The following is a 20,099-nucleotide window of genomic DNA, read 5'->3' on the forward strand; positions in this document are numbered from 1 at the left end:
CGGCCGAGTGCCATCTGTGCCGCCAGGGCTGTCCATCGCCGTGGTACGGCCGCCGTTCGACGGGACGCCCTGATGCCAGGACATAGGTTCGAAGGCTGCCTCACAAGATGGTCAGAGTCAGCTGCGCAGGGCCCATCGCTGGTTGGCCTGTCCGTTGCAGGACCACAGGATGAGTTTCGTGCCGTTGGCGGTACCGGCCGCGTTGGCGTCGAGGCACAGCCCGGACTGCACGCCGGTGATGGTGCCGTTGGTGTTGACGTTCCACTGCTGGTTGGCCTGGCCGTTGCAGTCCCAGATGACCGCCTGAGTGCCGTTGGCGGTGCCCTGCCCGTAGGCGTCCAGGCACTTGTTGCCGTACACCTGCAGGCTCTTGCCCGATGTGTAGGTGAACCGCTGGTTGGTGCCGCTCCCGCAATCCCAGATCTGCGCCTGGGTGCCGTTGGTGGTGCTGGAGTTGGGCACGTCGACGCATCGGCCAGATTGGCCGCCCACGATCTGGACGTTCTGCTGGGGGTCGCCGCCGGCCGCCGGTGCGTAGCCGGCGGCGGCGATGTTGGCCTGTACGGCATTCTCGGTGGCCTCCGTGGGATAGCCGGAGGTCAACACGCCCTCGTAGAAGGTGCCGCGGCCGGAGACGCTGTTGTCGCCGCCGATGCCGAGCAGGATGGCGCCTTCCTTCTTCATCGGGTGGTAGCCGTTGGGGCGTCGTCCGTCGAAATAGGTCGTCAGGCCACCCGACTGCGCGTTGCCGCCCCGGATCGCCCAGTGGTTCGGCTCGCCCTTGACGATGGCGGTGACGAAGCGGTGGTTGATGGGCGCGAGGTTGTTGTAGCCCGCGTTCACCCCGGAGAACAGTCCCCACTCCAGATCGGCCATGATCCAGGGGCCGGCTCCAGCCCCGTAGCCCCACTGTTTGTCGGCGCCGAAGTAGACGGTCTCCATGATGGCGGGGGCGTCGGCCTGGCCGTCTGTCTGTGCGTTGCCGTAGTCGAAGCAGCACCATTGGTTGTAGTGCGTGCCGTCGACGACGGCGTAGATGCCCTCGGGCTGGTCGCCGGTGGCGACGCCGTTGGTGCTGTTGTTACGGTAGCCGGTGCCGGGAGCGATGTAGACGCCGTATGCCTTCTGGCCGCCGATGGTGATCGGGGCCGCCTTGGCGTCGGCGAGGTTGTCCCATCCGCCAGGACCGGGGCCGGGCCAGTGGCCGGGAGGCGCCTGGGTGAGGCGGTTGTTGCGGCCGGACTGGTCGTAGAGAACGGTGATGAGGCAGGTCGTGTCGGCGCAGAACGAGTCCTGGGCGGCAGCGTTGACGACCCCGCCCGCGCTCAGGACGCCGATGTCGCGAGTGGTGTTGTCCGAGGCGCGCCTGACCTGGTACAGCGGGCCGTTGTAGGTGCCGTACAGCGCACGGGTCGTGCTGTGCGCCGCCACACACGGCGTACCGCCTGCGGCGTAGATGTCACACGGCTGCGACGCCGCAGCCCGGGCTGTACCACCGCCGGCCAGACAGGCGGTGGCGAGCAGGGCGCTCGCCCCGGCCGCAAGCGCCCGTCTCAGGCTCCCGGAAAGGATCATGTCTTCTTCCCTCGATCAGGAATCACGATCGGACAGCGCCGATACGGCAAGCCCGGCATGGCTGGTTGTTAGCGCTAACATGAATTCGTGTCCGACATCGATTCGCCGTTGACAGTGGTGTGGAGTCAAATCAACGAAGGTCCCGGGGTCAAGGACGTGGATCAAATTTCTCGGCCGCCCAGGTGCCGTCGGCGCGCTGCCTGGCTCTTACCGTGACGCGTTCACGCCGTTGCGATGAGACGTCGTGAAACTTTCACCACCCGCGTCCGCCGGGTGGTGAACCGCCATGCGTCGGCTGTAGGCGGGAGTGTCGGCGGTTCTCGGCCGGACTGAAGGCACCTCTTCAAGGGCGAAGCACTGACACGCCGATGACAATCCTGCCCTCGGCAGTAGTTCAGTTGCGTGGCGTGGACGGAGTCGTCATGATGCGGCCCGTGCTCTCTGACCTGTGGCCCCAATACGGCCTGACCATCTTCACCCCCCGACTCGAACTCCGCCTGCCGCGCGAGGAAGAACTGGCGGCACTCGCACAGCTGGCAGGCAAAGGCGTCCACCGGGCAGACGAGCGCCCGTTCTTGACTCCGTGGACCGACGGCGGCCCCGAGGATCGCGCACGCTCTGTGCTCCAAGGACACTGGAGCCAGCTCGCAGAGTGGAGCGTGGCAGCCTGGCAGCTCGGACTCGGGGTCTTCCTCCATGGCCAACCGCTTGGCGTGGTCACGCTTCGAGCACGCGATTTCCTGGTCGTTCGGGAGGTCACAACCTCGTCGTGGCTGGGCATCGAACACCAAGCCAAGGGTTACGGAACCGAGGCTCGGGTCGGCCTGCTCGCCCTGGCCTTCGATCACCTCGACGCCCGTGCTGCGCGCACGGAGGTGTTCCAGGACAATCACGCCTCTCAGGGCGTGTCCCGCAAGCTCGGTTACGAGCACGACGGCGTCTCGGTGGACGCCCGCGGTGACGAGGCCCTCGTGTCCGATCGTCTACGGCTCACCAGGCAGAAGTGGACCCAGCAGAGCCGGCACCCCGTGAGAGTTGACGGCATGGCAGCGTGTCGCTCGATGTTCGGCCTCTGACACCAGCGGACGGGGCCGACAGATTCTGGCTGGAACGGCAGCCGTCACAGCGCGAGGGCGGCGTCCTCCGATGGTCCTTCGTCGTGGGCATCGAGTCTTGCGTGGCATCTACTCCATATGCCAGGCCGAGTAGTCCCGCTCGGGCAGTCGCAGCCAGATGCCGGGTGGGCCGGTGATCGGCAGGGCGTCGGCCGGGCGCAGGTCTGCACTGGCGCAGCAGAAGGCTACAGGGCGGTCACGGTAGAGGTAGGCGGCAAGAATCTCCTCGGCAAGGGCGTCAGGGGAGATGGTGTAGGCGCTGTGCGGCTCCCAGCCTGAGATCGCTCCGTCTCGGGCGACGTAGCCGCCCCTGCCGCCCTTGGGATTGGCGTACATGCTGTAGCAGACCGTGCCCGGCGAGACGCGCTTGACGATGCCGGGAGTGGACAAGGTGTATCCCCAAGGTTGGGTGATGACGCAGCCGCCGGGCACGTCGGTGATGCCGACGATCATGTCGGCGTCCGGGACGTTGTACGGGGCCTCGTAAAGGGCGTCGATGTCCACGTCGTCGGCAGGTGTGGCTTCCAGGCGTGCTGTCGCCTCGGCTGCGCTGACGTCGGCTACGCAGGCCAGGCTCAGGCCGTCGTAGTAGAAGTCTCCCAGCGCCGGGATCAGACGTCTGGCTTCCGCCGCGGCGGCGGCCTCGGCCTCGGAGAGACCGATCTCCGGTGAGGGGACGGGGAAGGAGTCGGGTGTGGGGCCGGCCAGGCTGAGGCGGCCGGGGGACCAGCCGTTCATCATCGGCCGCCACGGGTCGGCTCCGGCGGCGACGAGGGCTTGGGCGTTGTCCGAGCGGCCGGCGAAGACGGCCGTCCAGAGCGCGGTACGGCCTCGATGCTCGGCGTCGACGTCGTCGACGTGCATGGCCAGCTCCGCGACCACCTCAGGCGATCCCCGCTCGGCCGCGATGTGCAGCGGCTTGTCAAAGATGCGCACGCCGGAGTTGGGATCGGCGCCCGCGGCGAGCCGGTCGCGGATCAGGTCGAGGTCCGTCCACCCGTCATGGCCGACTACCCACCATCCGAGATCGTCTGTAGCAGCCATGACACTCCTTGGACGACACAGGGACACGGTGTTCCTGATCATGACCTACGGGGCTGACAATTTTGGTTGGCACCTGGCGGGGCACCGGCTGACGTCGCCCTACGAGGAGTGCGTGGCGGAGGCTGTGCTGCGCCGGCGGAACCAGTGCCGGTGGCCCCGGATGAAGGTCACCACGAAGAGGACCTGGATGGCGCCCTCGATGAGCAGCAGGAGCGCGGAGTCCAGCGCCAGGAGCACCGGGCCGCCGTTGTAGCCGTCGGCGATGGTGTGGAGGGCACGCACCAGCGCCGCGATCGCGATCGGTACGCCGAACAGGGCGAAGAAGCCGAGGCTGATGGTGGCGCCGAGGGCGAGGAAGACGGAGTAGATGCGGGTCGCCCGCCGCTCATGGGGGGCCAGCTCGGTCGTCGGGTCGTCGACAGGAGCGGGACGGCGGCGCAGGACTGCGACGGTTCTCGCGACAAGATATCTGGCGTAGGCGAGACCGTCGTCGAACAGGTTCCGGGTCCGCAGCAGATCGCGGAGGACGTAGTACAGGTCGGTGCGCATGTAGACCTGGAGCTGGAACGGAAGGGCCATGAGGACGCAGACGACGAGTGCCTGAAGTACGGCCTTCACCGGCTGTGGCATGGCCACGTGGGCGACCAGCAGGGTCAGGGAGGCCATGAGGAACAGATCCCAGGCGATCCCCGCCAGATACACCCGATAGCGGGATCGCCGCGGCAGGCCCCACACCGCCGTGACGTCGGTCTGCACCACCAGGTTGTGGAGGCGGGTGCCGAAACCGATCCGCCCCGGAACGCCGAGTGACCGGGCCGCCGTCAGGTGCATGAGCTCGTGCATGCTGATGCTCATCGACATCATCACCGTGTTGACCAGCACCGTCAGGCCGACGTAGTCGCCCCAGAAGAAGTCCGTGTAGTTCGGCAGCAGATCGGGTCGCATGGCGAGGGTGACCAGTGCCGCGCCCATGACCAGCAGCCAGGCGATTTTCATCGGCCGGCTGAAGAGCCAGGCCACATGCCGCTCGGTCAGCCGGCTGAAATGGCTGCGCGGAGCGTTCGCCATCGGATCCGGCAGCGGCTGTCCGTTGACGGAATGGACGAATCCCAGGTCCGCCAGGGCTTCCACGAGCTCCGCGACGTCGAGCTCCACCTCCTGCTCGGTCGCTATCCGCTCCTCGGTGGCGCTTATGGAGAGCCCTGTGCCCAGGAGACGGATCGCGTCGCCGTAGACCGACGGCAGCTCGATGAACTCCCCGATCTCCGACCGGCCGACGACCACGACTTCCGGGTCGTCGTCGTCCGGGCGGACGATCAGTGGGTGGAAGTCGACGTGGCTGCCGGCGGTGAGCGGTGCGGCACTCACGACGTTACGGTCCCGCAGGCCGGGCAGTCGTCGTCGTGCGGAACGTCGATGTAATAGGAGTGGTCCCACATGGCGTAGTTCCAGTGGAAGACCCGGCCGCGCGCCTGGGTGGGCAGGCCGCCGAGGTGATACAGGACTTCCAGCGCGCAGAGGTGCCCGCTGATGTTGGCGCTGGCCGCGACCACGGCGTTCGGGCGCTCCTCGGTGAGTGAGCGGCCGTGGGCGTGGATCTCGCGACGGTTCTCCTGACGCTGCAGGCACGCCCAGCACCCGGTCTCGCCTGGGATCAGGGATCCGACGACGGCCATCGGCCCCGTGTAGAAGCTGACGAACCATGGCGTGCCGGTGCGCAGCGCCGCCTCGTTGGTCCAGAACATGATGTCCGGGTGCGGCTTGTCCGCGCAGAGGACGAATACGTCGCAGTCCTCCATCAGGGCGGCGATGTCATTGGCCGCGCCTGCCTTGACGGTGCTGCCGGTCACCGTGACGAGACTGTTCATGGCGCGTAGCCGGTCCACCGCGCTGTCGACCTTGGGGCGGTCGATGTCCTGCTCGGTGTACAGGAGCTGGCGCGTGAGGTTCGGCTCCTCGACAGTGTCGAAGTCGGCGATGTGCAGAGCTCCGATGCCGCTGGAGACCAGTCCGGCCGCCACCGCGGAGCCCGTGCCGCCGATGCCGAGCAGGCATGCCTTGGCAGCTTTGATCTTGGACTGGATGTCGTACGGAGAGCTGCGCGGAGTGGAGTCGATCCACGCGAAGAAGTTTCTGGCCGGTTCGTACCTCGCCGCCTCACGAGGGGTGAGGTTGCTGGGAAGCGGCGCGCCGGCGTCTTCGACGAACCCGCTGTCGATCAGCCCTTCGATGACCTCGCGGACACTCTCGTCATCGAAATCCGGGTGTGTCTCGGCGAAAGCGGCACATATTTGATCGATCGTCTTGGTGCCGTCCATAAGGACGATCAGCTGAGCGATCGCGCCGTCCTCATTGTCCTGGATCTCGGAGGAAATGCCCTGCTGCATGAGACCTATGACGATGCGACCGTCCGGCAAGGCCACGGGCTGATGGACACTCTTGATGCGGGGGAAGTGCACGAGAACCTTCCAGGTCACGCCGAGAACACAGACGGCCGGCCAGGTCCTGCCTGACCGGCCGGGTTTGTCAAGATCAGCCGAACTGGCGGAGCATGGTGGTCTCCACCTTCTCCAGCCGCTTGATCTTGAGGTCGATCTTCTTCGTGGGCTTCTTGTCCTCGGTTGCCTGGCTCGACTTCTCCATGGTGCCTCCCCGATGGAACGAAGGGCGGTGCGCGACGAGTTGCGCGCACCATGATCAGGGATCATAGCCACCCGGTTTCGCCGACGTAAGCCCCGATCTCCACCTTTCGCAGCAAACCGTGTGATCAGGCCACAAGGTCGGCGGACCGTGAACCACTGAGCGCCTTCGCCCGTTCCAGGTGCATGAGAGGCATCTGGCTCCTCGCCGCGCTGATGGCGCTCGCCGCCTGCGGGACGGCCCCGGCCGCAACCGCGCCTTCGACTCGGTACGAGGCCGACCTGACCGTGCTGTCGAACCCACAGCACGGCCCCCAGCTCTGCGCTTTCGTCGCTGAGTCCCTGCCGCCCCAGTGCGACGGCCCTGACATCATCGGCTGGGACTGGAACGCGGTGCAGCACTCCGCCCAGAACGGCGTACGCTGGGGCGAATACCACGTGGTGGGTACGTGGGACGGGAAGAGCCTGACGCTCACCGAGCCACCGCGCTCCGCCCAGCGCGGTGACGCACCCGCTGACCCATCCCGCTTGAGCACACCGTGCCCGAAGCCTGTGCGCGGCTGGCGCCCGGTCGACTCCGCGAAGGCCACTGACAGGTCGATGGAGGCGGCGCTCGCCAGGGCCCGGACACTTCCCGGGTATGCGGGCAGCTGGCTGGACCAGAGCTACCTGGAAGAGATCGACGGCTACGATCCCCAAGACCGCCGTGACGTGGAGCGGTACGCCAACGATCCCCAGCGGCTCGTGCTGAACCTGAGGTTCACCGGCGACCCGGCCGCCCGCGAGTCCGCGATCCGCGAGGTGTGGGGTGGCGCGCTCTGTCTGAGCCGCGCTGAGCGCACGGAGGCGGAGCTTCGTGCACTCCAGGAGCGGGCGAGTAAGGAGATCGAGGGCGCTCAATCGGCCTCGGTGGACGAGCGGGCGGGCCGGGTGGAGATCGGGGTCTGGGTCGTCACACCAGAGCTGCAGCAGGAGATCGACGAGAAGTACGGGACGGGCCTGGTGGTCCTCGATGGCTACCTCAAGCCCGTGGGCTCGTGATCGAGCCGGCCTCCCCATGCGGGAGCGCCGCCGGGGCGGCGGGATCGGATGTCCGAGCCCGCAGCGGCACCGAGCCGGTCGGCGATCTCGGCGTGGGTGAGGGACCGCGGTCCGGTGAGCGTGTGGATCGCGCCGTCGGGCCCGTCGGGGGTCAGCACGTCCGCGGCCACGTCGGCGATGTCACGGGCGCTCACGAAGGAGACGGCGGTGCTCCGTTCCTCGTAGGACGACATGGCAGGCCGTCCTGCAGGGGCCGGGGTCACGGCGCGGTTCCTTCGGCGATCCACCGGGCGAAGACCTCGACGTGCTCGGCGGGCCAGGCGCCGTCGCAGGGCATGGTGCCCTGGCGAAGCCGGTGCAGGATGGCGTCGGCGTGCTTGGTGACGTCGTCATGCGACCACAGGTCGAAGGCGAAGGTCATCGACCTGCGGTCCATCTCGCGGAACAGCGGTTTGATGTGCTCCGCGAAGCTGACCGGCTCGTCCGGGGCCGGGAGCCGTACCTGCGCGGGTTGTTCGGGTGGCGCCAGGGCGGAGACGCGGGAGCCGGGCCTGGCCTCGCAGACCCACCACCACCGGGGCACCGGCATGTGCGGTGGCGGTGTCGCGCCGGGCTGGGAGTTCTCCAGCGCGATCCTTGAGCCCCATTCGATGTAGCCGGCGAAGGCGGCCCGGAATTCGGCGTCGGTGGGCCTGACACCCGTGACGCAGATGGACCGGCCGGCTCTCGGTGCGCTTACAGGCCGTCCACCTGCTGCCGATCACTGACGGAACAGGCCGTTGACTTCGCTGAAGTCCAGTGAGCCCTCCAGCGCGGTGAAAGTTCCCGTGCCGAGCAGCTCCGCGGCGGCTCGGCGAGCCGCGGTGTAAGCGGCCTGGGCCAGCCCGGTGCCCACGCTGATCCTGCGTACCCCGGCCTGTGCGAGCTCGGCGACGCTCGGGCCCCCGGCGACGGCCATCGCGTTGACCGGCAGCGGCGACTCGGCGCAGAGAGTCTCCAGCACGTCCAGGTCGAGCAGGCCGGGAACGAAGATGCCGTCGGCCCCCGCCTCGGCGTACGCCGCCGCCCGCGCCAGGACCTCGCCCAGCCGGCCATCGGGAGCGCCGATCCCGAAGAGGAAGACGTCGGTGCGCGCGTTGACGAACAGCTCGGGCAGGCCCACCTCGGCCGCGGCCTCCCGGGCGGCCCGCAGCCGGGCGCTCTGCTCGGCGACGTCGAACAGCGGGCCGCCGGCGGCCGTGGAGTCCTCCAGGTTGACGCCGACCGCACCGGCCTCGACCACTGCCCGCACGGTCGCGGCCACCTCCGCCGGGGCCGGTCCGTACCCGCTCTCCACGTCGACCGTCACCGGCAGGTCGACAGCGTCCACGATGCGCCGCGCCGCCTGCGCCATCTCGTCCCGGCTGAGCTGTTGCCCGTCCCCGCGGCCCAGTGACCACGACACGCCACCGCTGGTGGTGGCGATCGCCGTGGCGCCGGCCGCGGCGATCATCGCGGCACTGGCGGCGTCCCAGGCATTCGGCAGCACCAGCACGGATTCAGCGCTCAAGGTGCGGAACAGCCGGGCCTTCCTCTGGGTCACGGCAGCAATGGAGGGGGAGCTGTCAACAGACATGTGGATGACCGCCTTCGCGCGTTGTTCTGCTTCTGGGCGCCGCGCATCTCGGGCGCCTTGCTCCGGGATGCTGCCGGGCAGGGCAGCGAGGGTCCACTCATTAAGCTGAGACCGAATCCTGGAAGCAGTGGAGGCGGCATGAAGGCGCGGCTGACCTTTTCGGTGGACGATCTGGCGGAGACCCGGTTCGTCGTCTCGCCGATGTGGGAGGTCGTCACCAGCTTCAGAGCGCTGGCCGCCGCCGCGGTGCTGGGCCCGCACCGCGCCTGGGCCGACCAGGTACGCCCCCGGCTCGCCGCCGCGGGACTCGATCGGGGCTGGCTGGCCGACATGATCCCGCCCATCGGCCATTTCCCCGACTTCCTCAACCCCGGACCGGCGACCGCGTCCCCGGGACTTGCCGACGAGCTGGCCGCCATCGAGGCCACCGGCCCCGAGCAGGTGCGGCGGGACCTCGACCGCCTGGCCGCCGAGCGCGAAGGCCGGCTGTCCCCCCGACTGCGGAGCCTGCACCAGGCCCCTCAGACCTGCCTGCCGCGGATCGTCGCGGAGATCGAGGCCTACTGGGGGCTCGCGATAGCGCCCTACTGGGCCAGGATCAGCTCGCTGCTGGAGGCGGATATCTTCCACCGGGGGCGCCAGGTAGCCGAGCAAGGTACGGCCCAGGCACTCGACGAGCTGCACCACACGGTACGTTGGGCCGACGGCAGCCTCCACCTGGTAGAGCGGCACTGCGCCATCACCAGGATCGACACCGGAGCCGGGCTGCTCCTGGTGCCGTCGGCCTTCGCCTGGCCACGAGTGCTGACCCGGTCCGTCGCGGCCGAACCACCGCAGCTGGCCTACCCAGCGCGCGGGATCGGCACGTTGTGGGAGCGCCGGACACATGCCCAGGTGGACGCCCTCGCCGCCGTGATCGGCCGGTCCCGGGCGCTGATCCTGGTCGAGCTGGACTCACCCGCCTCGACCACCGAGCTCGCCCAGCGGTCGGGCCTCAGCGCGGCTGGCGTGTCGCAACATCTCACCGCGCTGAGGGCCGCCGGTCTGACCAGCACCCACCGGGCGGGCCGCTCGGTGCTCTACGCCCGCACCGGGCTCGCCGACGCCCTGCTCACCGCGCAGACGTGACGGCGACGCTGACAGCGACGTCGCGCCCGAAACCCGGTGGATCATGGAGTTTCACCCGGGCAGCCTCACGGCAGTGGCGTGCGGGTCAGCGGTGCAGCAGGAGCGGCAGGCGGCTCCAGCCGTGCGCGATGAAGGACGGGACGTGCGGCAGCTCGCTCTCCTCCACGGCCAGCCGCAGGTCCGGGAAGCGGGCGAAGAGCGCGGGCAGCGCGGCGAGCGCCTCCTGGCGGGCGAGCGGAGCACCGATGCAGCGGTGCACGCCGATGCCGAAGGCCAGGTGCTCGTCGCGCTCCTTGGTCGGGTCGAACCGGTCGGCGTCCGGCCCGTGCTGGTCGGGGTCGTGCCCGGCCGCCAGGTAGCTGGTGATGATCGCGTCGCCCGCCTCGATCCGTACGCCGCCGATCTCGATCGGCTCGATGGCGAACCGCAGCGGCAGGTTGGCGATCGACGGCGCCCAGCGGAGCGTCTCCTCGATCACCGCCTCCCAGGAGATCTCTCCCGCCAGCACGCCCCGGAGGTGGTCCGGATGGGTGAGCAGGGCGTGCACGGCGTTGCCGATCAGGTTGACGGTGGTCTCGTGCCCGGCCGCGATGAGGAGCAGCAGGGTGTCGCGCAGCTCGTCGTCGCTGAGCGAGTCGCCGCTGTCGCGGACGTTGATCAGCTCAGTGGTCAGGTCGTCGCCCGGGTGCTCGCGCTTGTAGGCGACCAGGGCGGGCAGCACGGTGCCGATCTGGGCCGCGGTGGCCGCCGCCTCCTCCGGCGTGGCGGTGGTGTCCATGATGGCCTCCATCATCTGGGCCATCTCCACCCGCATGTGGTCGGGAACGCCGAACAGCTCGCAGATCACCCGCATCGGCAGCGGGTGGGCGTAGGCGCCGCGCAGGTCGACGACCTGGCCGGGCGGCTGCGCGGCCATGGCGTCCAGCAGCTCCGCGACGATGCCCTCGACGATCGGCTGCATCGCCCTGGTACGGCGCGCGGTGAAGCTCGGGGCGATCAGCTTGCGCAGCCGCCGGTGCTCCTCGCCGTAGGCGCTGAGCATGTTCGACACGCCGATCCAGGTCAGGATCCAGGTCCAGCCGGGCTCGGTGAGCGCCTGGGGCAGCAGCCGCCAGTGCCGCTTGTCCTTGCTCACCATCGGATCGAGGATGAGCTGCTTGAGCAGGTCGTGCCGGGTGACCGCCCAGGCCGGGATGCCCCCCGCGAGCTCTACGAGGACCAGGGGGCCGAGGTCACGTAACCGGCGGACCTCCCCGGGGAGGTCGGCTCCGAAGGGATCAAGGACGACGGGGGCTGCACTGCCCAAGGGGACTCTCCTGGCTGATCAGGACGGATGGGGGTGAAGCGCACAGGCAGGTGCGCCAGCGCGCGGTGGAACGGGCCGGGCCGCCACAGCAGTTCGTCGCGCGGCACGGTCAGTTCGAGGTCGCACAGGTGCGAGGTCAGGCGCTCGATCGCGGTCATCGCGATGAGCACGGCCGGGTCGCTCGCCGGGCAGCGGTGCGGCCCGGCGCCGAAGCCCAGGTACGCGCCGCCGTCGGAACGCAGCTCCTCGGGCACGCCGGTCGGCTCGGTGTTGGCCGCGGCGTAGGAGACGAGGACCAGCTCGGCCGGCTGGATCCAGGTGCCGTGGAAGTGCACGGGCTGGCGCACGAAGTACGGGCCGTAGTTCGACATGGCGGGCTCGGCGCGCAGGGCCTCCATCAAGGCGTCGTACGTGCTGAGCGCGCCGTTGGTGAGCGAGCTGTAGTAGCGGTCGTCGCTGACCATCCGGGAGATCGTGTTGGAGATCAGGTTGGCCGTGGGCTCGTAGCTGGCGGCCATCACGAGCACGATGGTCTCCGCCAGCTCGTCGGTCCGCAGCCCGGCCGGGTGGTCGATGAACCAGGAGGTCAGGTCGTCGCCCCGCTCGGCGTACTTGGCCTGGATCAGCTCGCCGATGTAGCGGCTGAAGGCGTCGCTGCCCCGCGCGCCCGTCTCGCCGTCCGCCTCCATCATGTCCGAGAGGGCCTGGGTCAGGCCGGCGCTGTCGGAGTCGGGCCGCCCGAAGAGCAGGTTGAAGACGCGCGACGGGATGAGCCGGGCGAAGTCGGCGACCAGGTCGGCCTCGCCGCTCGCGGCGAACTGGCTTATGAGCGAGTCGGACACCTCGCTCACCATCTGGCGCAGCCTGTGCGGCTGGACCAGCTGGAAGCAGTCGGAGATCACCTTCCGGTAGCGGGCGTGCTCGGCCCCGTCGGAGAAGAGCGCGTTGGGCCGGTGGCCGAGCATGGCGATCATCCCCGCGGCCTCCGGAGTGTCGGGGAGCCGCGTCTGCCAGGTGCTGGGGTTCTTGCTCCAGACGCCGCCGGCGTTGGTGAGCACGTCCAGGGCGGCCTGGTAGCCGATCACCAGGTGGGCCTCGATGCCCGGGGCGATCTCCACGGGCGCGACCGCGCCGTGCCGCCGGCGCAGCTCCGCGTAGACCGCCTGCGGGTCCCTGGCGTACTCGGGTCCGTACAGGCGTCCGGCGTCGGGCAGGTAGCGCAGGGTCATGACAGCACCAGCTCTCGGATGTGCTCCACCAGCGCGATCAGCGAGGCGCGGGCGGAGGCGGGGTCGCGGGCGTCGCACACCACCAGCGGCGTGCGCGGGTCGAGGTCGAGCGCCTTGCGTACGGTCTCCAGCGGGTACTCCGGCGAGTCGGGGAAGTGGTTGACGGCGACCGCGTAGCGGATGCCGGCGTTCTCCACCAGGTCGAGGACGGCGAAGCTGTCGTCGATGCGGCGCGTGTCCGCCAGCACCAGCACCCCCAGCGCACCCCGGACCAGCTCGTTCCACAGGACCTGGAACCGGGTCTGCCCCGGCGCCCCGAACAGGTAGAGCACCACGCCCGGCAGGGTCAGGCGGCCGAAGTCGATCGCGGTGGTCGTGGTCGTCTTCTCGTTCACGCCGCTGAGGTCGTCGACCAGCGTGCCCGCCTGGGTGAGCACCTCCTCGGTGTTGAGGGGCTTGATCTCCGAGAGCGCGCCCACGATGGTCGTCTTGCCCACGCCGAACGGCCCGGCGATGACCAGCTTGACCGGGATGTGTTCGGTACTGATACGGCTGTCAGAGAGCCCGGAGACCACTGAGTACCAACTCCAAGATTTCGATGTCGGGCAGGTCGGCGGCCGGCGGATCGCGGGTCAGCAGCGTTCCGCCGCCGACCAGCCCGGCGACCAGCAACCGCACCACGCAGTACGGCAGGCCGAGGTGCGCGGCGCACTCGTACACCGACAGCGGCCCGTCCTGCAGCAGGGCCAGCAGGTGCGACCCCGGAGGATCCAGCCCGTTGGTGGCGGCGTCGGGCGCGATGTAGACCAACGTCGTGCGCTCGACGCTGATGTGCTCGGGCACGGTCAACCGCGCGGCGGCCATGTAGTCCGGGACGACGCGCCGCCGCTGCCGTCCGGAGGTCATGTCCGTGCGCCCGGCACCCTGGGCGCGCTGGCCTCGTCGAAGGCCTTGATCAGTTTCTGCACCTGGAGCTGCACCTCGTAGGCCAGCGAACCGATGTTGACCGCCCCGGTGGCGGCGACGACGATGGCGGCGCGGTCGCCGGCCGGGGCGATGTAGTAGTAGCCGCTGCCGGCCGAGATGACGATGTCCACCACCTCGCCGTCGGCGCCGTTGCTCAGCCCGTCGCACAGGGCGCGGGCGGCCCCCAGCACGGAGCTCGTCATGGCGGCGGCGCGCTCGCCGCTCTCCGTGGTCACGTCGGCCGAGCCGCCGAGGATGAGCCCGTCACGGCTCAGCACCACGCCGCGGGCGACACCGGGCAGTGCCAGCAGGGGTGACAGGACCCAGGACACGTCGAGGGACAACGGGCGACCCTTGGTCTGCACGCGGCCTGAAGCGCTGTGAGTGTCCATGGAGCGGTCAATTCCCTTCGGTGATGTCGTGCTGCTCGGTCGGGAGCGCTTCCCGGCGGCCCGCCTCGGCTCCGACCTGGAAGTCTCCCCACCGCTTCTGGGCCTCTTCCGGGGTGGTGAGCACCCTGGCGCCGGAGGCGTCCGCTCCGCGGCTGGGCCTCGGGCCGGAGGCGGGACGCGACGACTGGCGGCGGCGCTGCGGCAGCGGGGCCAGGTCCTCCGCCGGCGGTTGCTCGGTCGCCGGCGCGGGCCGGGGCCGTGCGGAAGAGGCGACGGTCTCCGTACGGGAGGCTGTCACGGACTCCGCCTGGACGGCTGCGGAGAGGGTCGGGAGGGCGGCGGCGGGCTCCGGCCGGACGGCCGCGACGGCGGTCGGTACGGGGGCGCGGACCGGCTCCGGAGCCAGCACCGACGGACGGCTGTCCTCCGGCATCTCCACCAGCAGGGCGGTGGGGATGTTCAGCACGGCCTGGACGCCGCCGAAGGCGCTCTTCTTGACCGTGACCTGCATGCCGTAGTGCGCCACCTGGCGGCCGATCGCGGCCCAGCCGGTGTGGGGCGGGTTGCCCAGGTCGACCAGGCGGACCGGGTGGGTGCCGCTCAGCAGGCGGGTCGCGCGGGCGTACTGGTCCTCGTTGAGCCCGACACCGGCGTCGTCGATGACGATGGCCGCGCCGTTGTTGGTCTCGTGCACGGCGATGGTCACCTTGAGCGTGCCGTGGGAGTGGTGGACCGCGTTGGCCAGCAGCTCGGCGGTGATGAACAGGATCGACTCCGCGGCGCGGGCGGCCACCCCGATCCGGCGGCGCAGGTGGTTGGCCGGGCCCTCGATGCGCTGCTCGAAGTTCTCCACCCGGGAGACGGCGCCCACCACCAGGTCCACCAGGTAGGTGTCGTCACGCGACAGGCCCGGCGTGGCGCCGCAGGCGATGCCGGTGACCTGCACGCGACGGATGATCAGTTCGTTGTACATGTCGAGCCCCAGCACCTCGCGCAGCAGCGCCGTGTGCTCGTCGCCGCTGTAGCGCTGCTGCACGCCCGCGAGCAGGTCCTGGGCCCGCAGCGCCTGCGTCTGCACGCGGGACATCGCGCCCCTGACGACCGCCTGGGCCGCCTCGTCGATGCGCTCGCCCTCCTCGCGGACGCCGCGGATGAGCGCGTCCAGGATGGCGCGGTGCTGCCTGTCGATGTCCGTGCCGGCGAGCGCCGGGTTCTGCACGCCGGGCACGATCACGTGCGGGGCGCGCAGGTGGGAGAGCAGGGCGGGGATCCGCTTCGAGATCAGGTGCTCGTTCTCGGCGCGCACCAGGTCGTGCTGGGCGCGCGCCTCCCGCAGCAGCTCCGCGCTCTCCTGGGCCTGGCGCTCCGCCTGCACCAGCCGCTGGTTCCTGGCACTGGTCTCGCGCGTCAGGTGCTCCTGCGCCTGACGGGCCTGAGCCAGGCGGCCACGGGCCTGGGCGAGATCGCGGCGTACGCGCATGTGGAGGATGAGGACGCCCACGAGGGCAAGGGCGAGAACTGCGACGACGATCACTGTGGGGAGGCTGAGGGAGTCTGGCGGCATGACAGTCCTGGGTTCGGGGGGAGCCGGCGGGGAGATGTCGACCGCCGAAGCGACATGGGCATCCTCGGTCTCAATGGAACGACGGCCAAACGGGAAACCCAGTATTCCCGTTTAGTCACGATAGTCAACCGTGCGTAAGCTCATCGTCGCGCTCAGCCGCGAATTTTGTCTGATTTGCCGGTATTTCCAGGCCGCCCGGAGGTGCGGGCCCCCGGGCGGCGCGGTGGTCACTGCGTCGTGCAGACGGTGCCGTTGAGGGTGAAGACGGCGGGCAGGACGTTCGGTCCGCTGTAGTTGCCGACGAAACCGATCGTGGTCGACGCCCCCGTGGCGAGGGAGCCGTTGCCGGAGTCGTTGACGACCTTGACGTCCGACCCGTTCTGCGTCCAGACGGCGCTCCAGCCGCTGCCCAGGCTCTGCCACGTCCTCGGCCAGCTGAAGTTCAGGGTCCAGCCGCTGACCGGGGCGCCGTTGTTGGTGATGTCGATGGCGCCGACGTAGCCGCTGGCCCAGTCGGTCTGGACGGTGAGCCGTACCGAGCAGGAGCTGGAGGCCGGCGTGCCGGTGGTGAACGTCAGCGGCGGTGAGGCCCAGGAGAGGCCGCCGCCGCTGTCGCGTGCGATCACGTTGACCGTGTACCGCGTGCCCGGGTTGAGGTTGTGCACCGTGAACGAGGTCCCGGTGGTCTCGCCGAGCTGCTCGCTGATGGCTCCGTTCTGCCGGTAGAGCTCGTACTTGACGATCGGGCGCGAGCCCGGGGAGGCGGCGGGCCAGGAGATGGTGGCGGCCTTCTCCGTCACCTGGGAGGCCGTGGGCTGCCCCGGCGCGCCCGGGCGGCCGGTCTGCGGGGTGGCGGGGTGCAGGATGAGCGTGGTCAGGGAGAGCGGCGGCAGCGTCTGGCTCGCCGCGCTGCCGGTGCTGGAGGTGGTGATGGCGGTGGCGCCGTTGGTGTGGGTCAGTACGGTGGGCGCACCCGAGGCGGGGCTGTAGCCCGAGTAGTCGATCGCGACGGGGTACGACGTGTCCGACGAGGAGTTGATCAGCATGACCGCCAGGTCGCCGTTGGGCCGGCGGGCGGCATGCGCGCTGACCTTCGCCTGGTCGGTCGCGGCCCGGACGAACTGGTCACCCGGGCGGGCGAACTTGCTCACCATCTGGAGCGCGTAGTACGGCGCGAAGGGCGTGTTGAGCGCCGGCTCGCAGACGCTGCCGTCGGACGTGCACACCCCGCTGGACAGCAGGCCGAAGTCGCCGTAGTCGGTGTGCCCCTCGACCTGGGTGACGGCGCCGATCCCGTTGTGGACGTTCCACCAGTCGACCGTGAAAACCCCATTGGCCAGCAGCGTCGCGTACGAGTCGGCGGCGGCCAGCGCGCCGGGCTGGGTGGTCGAGCCGTTGCTGCTGGACCCGGTGTTGAACTCGGTCATGGCGATGCCGATCCGCTCCGAGCCCGGCCCGGCGTACTTCGCGATCTGCTGGCGGGTGAGCTGGACTATGTCGGGCACGTGCCCGGCCTTGTCCAGGGCGCCCGGATACCAGTGCACGATCACGAAGTCGATCTTCGGGCCGGCGGTCGACAGGACGACCTTGTTCCAGGTGCCGCTGTCGCCGTCGGCGACGATGCCGTCCGGCCAGTTGGCGGCCGTCGTCAGCACCGCGCCGATCTTGATGGTCGGGTCGACCGCCTTCATGGCGTCCGCGTAGGCCACGACGTTGCGGGCGTACTCGGCCGGGCTCTTGTCGGCGTGGTTGTCGGCCTCCCAGGCTGAGCCGTAGTGGCCGTTGCCGTAGTTCTCGTTGCCGATCTCCCAGAACTTGATCCCGTAGCCCTTGGTGACGTTCGCCTGGCGAACCCAGGCCGCGGCCTCGTCGGCGGTGCCGGTGCCGTAGTTGGCGGTCACCATCGCCTGCGCTCCGGTACGTCGTACGCCGCGCATGAAGGTGTCGAAGTCGGTGTTGGGGGCCACGTAGCCGCCTGGGGCGGTGTGGTCGGCCCAGTGGTAGATGTCGGAGTAGGAGCCGCCCGGGTAACGCAGCATTTTCACGCCCGCGTCCTTGAGCAGGTCGGCGGTCTCGTCAGTGCCGAGATTGGTGTCCCAGATCGCGTGGTTGGAGCCGATTCCGGTCTCCGGGACGGTGGCGAGCGCGGCGCGCGCGTTGACGGTCACCGCTACGGGGGTGACGTCATCGGCGTACGCCGCTGGGGCGTTCAAAGCGGTCAGCGTCAGCAGGAAGGCGGACGCGGCTCGTAACAACGTTCGGGGCATCGGCGTACCTCGCCATGTCAGCGTTGATCACTCGACGCCTCCTCCTGACCAGGAGGCACGCTGATCATGAGGCGGGCTCGCCGAGCCCGTCAACCAACGATGAAACTTTCAGGGACTAGTTGTACTTGTAGAGCCTGGTGGCGACCCGCCGGTTGTGGTTGTACACCGAGGCGCGGTACATGCTGACGGCCAGGTCACCGTGGTCGGCCTTGCCGCAGGTGTTCACCCCGGCCAGCTGGTGGATCTCGAAGCGCGCGGTCGGGTCCCCGGCGAGGAAGTACTGGGCGCGGGCCTGGTACTTGTCGGCGCCCGTGTCGCAGACGAAGACGAACGTCTTCTGCTCGCCGAAGCACATGGTCGCGGCGCCCTTGGTCGAGGTGCAGGTCTTGGATCGGGACCGGGCCTCGGCGGGCGTGACCCGCGTTTCCCGCTTTACCGGATATTTCGTCATATCGCGTACGGTTTTCCACCGGCCGACCTTGACCCGATGATTCCCCTCATAAAGCGCCGCCCGGAACGTCACGATTTTTCCGATTTCTCGATTTCCTCGGACCTCGCCCCCTCGTCCCAGGTTGTGGATGACGTACTTGGTGCCGAGGTAGCCGTTGAGGTAGTACTCCACGGCTGGATGGAAGTTGTCGTTGGCCGTGTCCTCGATCGTGATGCCCGGCCGATCGCTCCCTTCCGGCCCCACGCAGGCCTCCGCGCCCTTCAGCCGAAGGCACACCGGCTCCTTCTCGACGGCGGCCGGCCTGGTGACGGCGGGCGTCGTCGTGGCCACCGCCGGAGCGGCCGGCCGGGGCGCCGCTTCGGCCGCCGCCCCGCTGAACATGGTGCCAATCATCGCGGCCGCCGCCACGAATATCCGGCCTGATGTCACTAGAACCTCACCAGCCTTACACGTCATCGCTTGTGAGGGTGTGACGTGGAAAATGCGGGAAAGGTTCCGAAATTCCACAAAGGGCGTTCAGTCGTCGTTCACCTGGTGCCGGGACGTCAGGGTGGCGACCGTGAGGAGCAGCGCGCTCTGGGCGAGCATGCCGGGCGCGAGTGGCGGCGCCTGGCCGACGGACTTGGTGAGCGCGTACCACCATTGGGTGAGCGGCGAGAGGGTGTCCCACGTGGGGTCGGCCGCGCCCGCGCCGTGGTTGACGGACACGTGCATGAAGACGCCGTACGCGGAGGCGAGCAGGACGACCAGCGCGATCGCGCGTACCACGGTGGTCGTGCGAGGCGAGTCGCGCAGGGCGAGCAGCGCGAGCGCGAACCCGAGCAGCGCCAGGGCCGCCCACGGGATCAGCTGCACCGGGCTCTGCCAGTGGCGTTCGAAGGCGAGCTCGAGAGCGGCGCCCATGATGCCGATCGCGGCCAGCCCCAGCAGGCCGAGGCGCACCAGGGCGGGGCGGACGGTCGTCTTCGGCGAGGTCGTCGTAGAGGTCGAGGCCATGCGGGGATCACCATCCGGTACGAGCGGATCTCCGGTCGTCTCAAAGATCTCCAGGCTCCTTCAGAGGTTTCTGTGCGAAACCTGAAGATCTGGTGAGAAAGCGCTAAACCCCCTCGGCCGGCGGCGAACCGCCTCGAACGCCTACACCGGCTCCACCGCGTTCTCCCTGGCAGGATACGTGGGAGGCGTTCGTCCGAGCCCCGGCGGGGTGCTTGATCCCCGGCGGCCACCGCCGGCAAACCGCGTGGAAGAGATGTCGCCCGCGGAGGATCATAGGCGCATGGACCTACTCGCGGGCATCGCGGCGATCCTCGCCCTCGTGCTCAACGGCCTGATGGCCGGGCTCTACTTCGCGTTCTCCACGGCGGTGTCGCCCGCGCTCGACGCCATCGACAAGGACCAGGCGGCCGCCGCCATGCGCAGCGTCAACACGAAGATCCTCAACCCGAGGTTCCTGCCCACGTTCACGCTGTCGCCGGTCGTCGCGCTGGCCGCCGGGATCCTGCTGCTGGTGGACGGGGCCGGCGTGCCGGGCACGCTGGCCGTCGCGGCCGCGGTGGCCGGCTTCGTGGGCTCCATCATGGTGACGGCCGTGGTCAACGTGCCGCTGAACAACGCGCTGGACGCGGGCAGCGTGGACTGGCCCGGCTACTCGCCCCGCTGGACCCGCTGGAACAGCGTGCGCGCCTGGTCCTGCGCCCTCGCCGTGGCCCTCCTCGGCACGGCCCTCTACCTCTGGAAGTGACCGGTACGGTCGCGCCGTACCGATCA

General features: G+C 69.5%; 20 protein-coding genes. 4 read left to right on the forward strand and 16 right to left on the reverse strand.

Annotated features, from left to right (window positions below):
* Positions 1–117: 117 nt before the first annotated feature.
* On the reverse strand, positions 118–1,575 hold the full coding sequence (locus AB0H84_RS15200; protein WP_357603620.1) for an arabinofuranosidase catalytic domain-containing protein: 1,458 nt from the start codon (positions 1,573–1,575) through the stop codon (positions 118–120).
* Positions 1,576–2,009: 434 nt separating this feature from the next.
* Between AB0H84_RS15200 and AB0H84_RS15205 the strand changes: the two genes are divergently transcribed.
* Positions 2,010–2,651 (forward strand): GNAT family N-acetyltransferase, encoded by a 642-nt coding sequence (locus AB0H84_RS15205; protein ID WP_357603622.1) that lies wholly within the window; start codon positions 2,010–2,012, stop codon positions 2,649–2,651.
* Between the two features lie 108 nt (positions 2,652–2,759).
* Here the strand turns inward: AB0H84_RS15205 and AB0H84_RS15210 are convergent, their stop codons facing one another.
* The 3 genes from AB0H84_RS15210 to AB0H84_RS15220 form a co-directional block, all read right to left on the reverse strand.
* Entirely contained in the window at positions 2,760–3,734 is a 975-nt protein-coding gene (locus AB0H84_RS15210) for an ankyrin repeat domain-containing protein (protein ID WP_357603624.1), read from the reverse strand.
* Between the two features lie 99 nt (positions 3,735–3,833).
* The gene (locus AB0H84_RS15215; RefSeq protein WP_357603626.1) at positions 3,834–5,102 is read right to left on the reverse strand and encodes a hypothetical protein; all 1,269 of its coding nucleotides are present in this window, start codon (positions 5,100–5,102) and stop codon (positions 3,834–3,836) included.
* Positions 5,099–6,211 carry a TOMM precursor leader peptide-binding protein gene (locus AB0H84_RS15220; protein WP_357603628.1) on the reverse strand — a complete coding sequence of 371 codons (1,113 nt, stop codon included), beginning with the start codon at positions 6,209–6,211 and terminating at the stop codon, positions 5,099–5,101. The genes AB0H84_RS15215 and AB0H84_RS15220 overlap by 4 nt, the downstream gene beginning before the upstream one ends.
* Before the next feature lie 348 nt (positions 6,212–6,559).
* Here AB0H84_RS15220 and AB0H84_RS15225 point away from each other — a divergent pair, with 348 nt between their 5' ends.
* A complete protein-coding gene (locus AB0H84_RS15225) occupies positions 6,560–7,414 on the forward strand; it encodes a hypothetical protein (RefSeq protein WP_357603630.1) in 855 nt (284 codons plus the stop codon).
* Here AB0H84_RS15225 and AB0H84_RS15230 read toward each other — a convergent pair.
* The 3 genes from AB0H84_RS15230 to AB0H84_RS15240 all read right to left on the reverse strand — a co-directional run bounded on the left by AB0H84_RS15230 (position 7,390) and on the right by AB0H84_RS15240 (position 8,996).
* Positions 7,390–7,647: a hypothetical protein gene (locus AB0H84_RS15230; protein WP_357603632.1), complete on the reverse strand. Its 258-nt coding sequence runs from the start codon at positions 7,645–7,647 to the stop codon at positions 7,390–7,392. The two genes, AB0H84_RS15225 and AB0H84_RS15230, sit on opposite strands and share 25 nt — an antisense overlap.
* Before the next feature lie 26 nt (positions 7,648–7,673).
* Complete coding sequence (locus AB0H84_RS15235; RefSeq protein ID WP_357603634.1) at positions 7,674–8,003, reverse strand: hypothetical protein; 330 nt, start codon at positions 8,001–8,003, stop codon at positions 7,674–7,676.
* 171 nt (positions 8,004–8,174) lie between these two features.
* Positions 8,175–8,996, reverse strand: a complete 822-nt coding sequence (locus tag AB0H84_RS15240) for an isocitrate lyase/phosphoenolpyruvate mutase family protein (protein ID WP_357603636.1) — start codon at positions 8,994–8,996, stop codon at positions 8,175–8,177.
* A 171-nt stretch (positions 8,997–9,167) separates the two neighbouring features.
* On the opposite strand from AB0H84_RS15240, the gene AB0H84_RS15245 reads away from it, so the two are divergent.
* Positions 9,168–10,157, forward strand: coding sequence for a DUF5937 family protein (locus AB0H84_RS15245; protein ID WP_357603638.1), 990 nt, complete (start codon positions 9,168–9,170; stop codon positions 10,155–10,157).
* An 85-nt stretch (positions 10,158–10,242) separates the two neighbouring features.
* Here the strand turns inward: AB0H84_RS15245 and AB0H84_RS15250 are convergent, their stop codons facing one another.
* The 9 genes from AB0H84_RS15250 to AB0H84_RS15290 form a co-directional block, all read right to left on the reverse strand.
* Positions 10,243–11,463, reverse strand: coding sequence for a cytochrome P450 (locus AB0H84_RS15250; RefSeq protein WP_357603640.1), 1,221 nt, complete (start codon positions 11,461–11,463; stop codon positions 10,243–10,245).
* Positions 11,367–12,692: a cytochrome P450 gene (locus tag AB0H84_RS15255; protein WP_357603642.1), complete on the reverse strand. Its 1,326-nt coding sequence runs from the start codon at positions 12,690–12,692 to the stop codon at positions 11,367–11,369. Before AB0H84_RS15255 ends, AB0H84_RS15250 begins: the two co-directional genes overlap by 97 nt.
* Positions 12,689–13,267, reverse strand: coding sequence for an ATP/GTP-binding protein (locus tag AB0H84_RS15260; protein ID WP_357603644.1), 579 nt, complete (start codon positions 13,265–13,267; stop codon positions 12,689–12,691). The genes AB0H84_RS15255 and AB0H84_RS15260 overlap by 4 nt, the downstream gene beginning before the upstream one ends.
* Entirely contained in the window at positions 13,248–13,598 is a 351-nt protein-coding gene (locus AB0H84_RS15265) for a DUF742 domain-containing protein (RefSeq protein ID WP_357603646.1), read from the reverse strand. The genes AB0H84_RS15260 and AB0H84_RS15265 overlap by 20 nt, the downstream gene beginning before the upstream one ends.
* Entirely contained in the window at positions 13,595–14,050 is a 456-nt protein-coding gene (locus AB0H84_RS15270; protein WP_357603648.1) for a roadblock/LC7 domain-containing protein, read from the reverse strand. The genes AB0H84_RS15265 and AB0H84_RS15270 overlap by 4 nt, the downstream gene beginning before the upstream one ends.
* A 7-nt stretch (positions 14,051–14,057) precedes the next feature.
* On the reverse strand, positions 14,058–15,584 hold the full coding sequence (locus AB0H84_RS15275; protein WP_357603650.1) for a hypothetical protein: 1,527 nt from the start codon (positions 15,582–15,584) through the stop codon (positions 14,058–14,060).
* 257 nt (positions 15,585–15,841) lie between these two features.
* On the reverse strand, positions 15,842–17,881 hold the full coding sequence (locus tag AB0H84_RS15280; RefSeq protein WP_357603652.1) for a cellulose binding domain-containing protein: 2,040 nt from the start codon (positions 17,879–17,881) through the stop codon (positions 15,842–15,844).
* 115 nt (positions 17,882–17,996) lie between these two features.
* Entirely contained in the window at positions 17,997–18,713 is a 717-nt protein-coding gene (locus AB0H84_RS15285; RefSeq protein ID WP_357603654.1) for a hypothetical protein, read from the reverse strand.
* Between the two features lie 135 nt (positions 18,714–18,848).
* Positions 18,849–19,328: a hypothetical protein gene (locus AB0H84_RS15290; RefSeq protein WP_357603656.1), complete on the reverse strand. Its 480-nt coding sequence runs from the start codon at positions 19,326–19,328 to the stop codon at positions 18,849–18,851.
* Positions 19,329–19,608: 280 nt separating this feature from the next.
* Between AB0H84_RS15290 and AB0H84_RS15295 the strand changes: the two genes are divergently transcribed.
* Positions 19,609–20,073, forward strand: a complete 465-nt coding sequence (locus tag AB0H84_RS15295; RefSeq protein WP_357603658.1) for an anthrone oxygenase family protein — start codon at positions 19,609–19,611, stop codon at positions 20,071–20,073.
* Positions 20,074–20,099: the final 26 nt, after the last annotated feature.

The sequence above is a fragment of the Nonomuraea sp. NPDC050786 genome, assembly GCF_040654115.1.
In the GTDB taxonomy this organism is placed as follows: domain Bacteria; phylum Actinomycetota; class Actinomycetes; order Streptosporangiales; family Streptosporangiaceae; genus Nonomuraea.

Coding starts and splice junctions, on each gene's coding strand:
- AB0H84_RS15270 (WP_357603648.1), bottom strand. CDS start 14,050: ATGGACACTCACAGCGCTTCAGGCCGCGTGCAGACCAAGGGTCGCCCG.
- AB0H84_RS15245 (WP_357603638.1), top strand. CDS start 9,168: ATGAAGGCGCGGCTGACCTTTTCGGTGGACGATCTGGCGGAGACCCGG.
- AB0H84_RS15295 (WP_357603658.1), top strand. CDS start 19,609: ATGGACCTACTCGCGGGCATCGCGGCGATCCTCGCCCTCGTGCTCAAC.
- AB0H84_RS15235 (WP_357603634.1), bottom strand. CDS start 8,003: ATGCCGGTGCCCCGGTGGTGGTGGGTCTGCGAGGCCAGGCCCGGCTCC.
- AB0H84_RS15255 (WP_357603642.1), bottom strand. CDS start 12,692: ATGACCCTGCGCTACCTGCCCGACGCCGGACGCCTGTACGGACCCGAG.
- AB0H84_RS15200 (WP_357603620.1), bottom strand. CDS start 1,575: ATGATCCTTTCCGGGAGCCTGAGACGGGCGCTTGCGGCCGGGGCGAGC.
- AB0H84_RS15285 (WP_357603654.1), bottom strand. CDS start 18,713: ATGTTCAGCGGGGCGGCGGCCGAAGCGGCGCCCCGGCCGGCCGCTCCG.
- AB0H84_RS15230 (WP_357603632.1), bottom strand. CDS start 7,647: ATGTCGTCCTACGAGGAACGGAGCACCGCCGTCTCCTTCGTGAGCGCC.
- AB0H84_RS15290 (WP_357603656.1), bottom strand. CDS start 19,328: ATGGCCTCGACCTCTACGACGACCTCGCCGAAGACGACCGTCCGCCCC.
- AB0H84_RS15225 (WP_357603630.1), top strand. CDS start 6,560: ATGAGAGGCATCTGGCTCCTCGCCGCGCTGATGGCGCTCGCCGCCTGC.
- AB0H84_RS15265 (WP_357603646.1), bottom strand. CDS start 13,598: ATGACCTCCGGACGGCAGCGGCGGCGCGTCGTCCCGGACTACATGGCC.
- AB0H84_RS15280 (WP_357603652.1), bottom strand. CDS start 17,881: ATGCCCCGAACGTTGTTACGAGCCGCGTCCGCCTTCCTGCTGACGCTG.
- AB0H84_RS15210 (WP_357603624.1), bottom strand. CDS start 3,734: ATGGCTGCTACAGACGATCTCGGATGGTGGGTAGTCGGCCATGACGGG.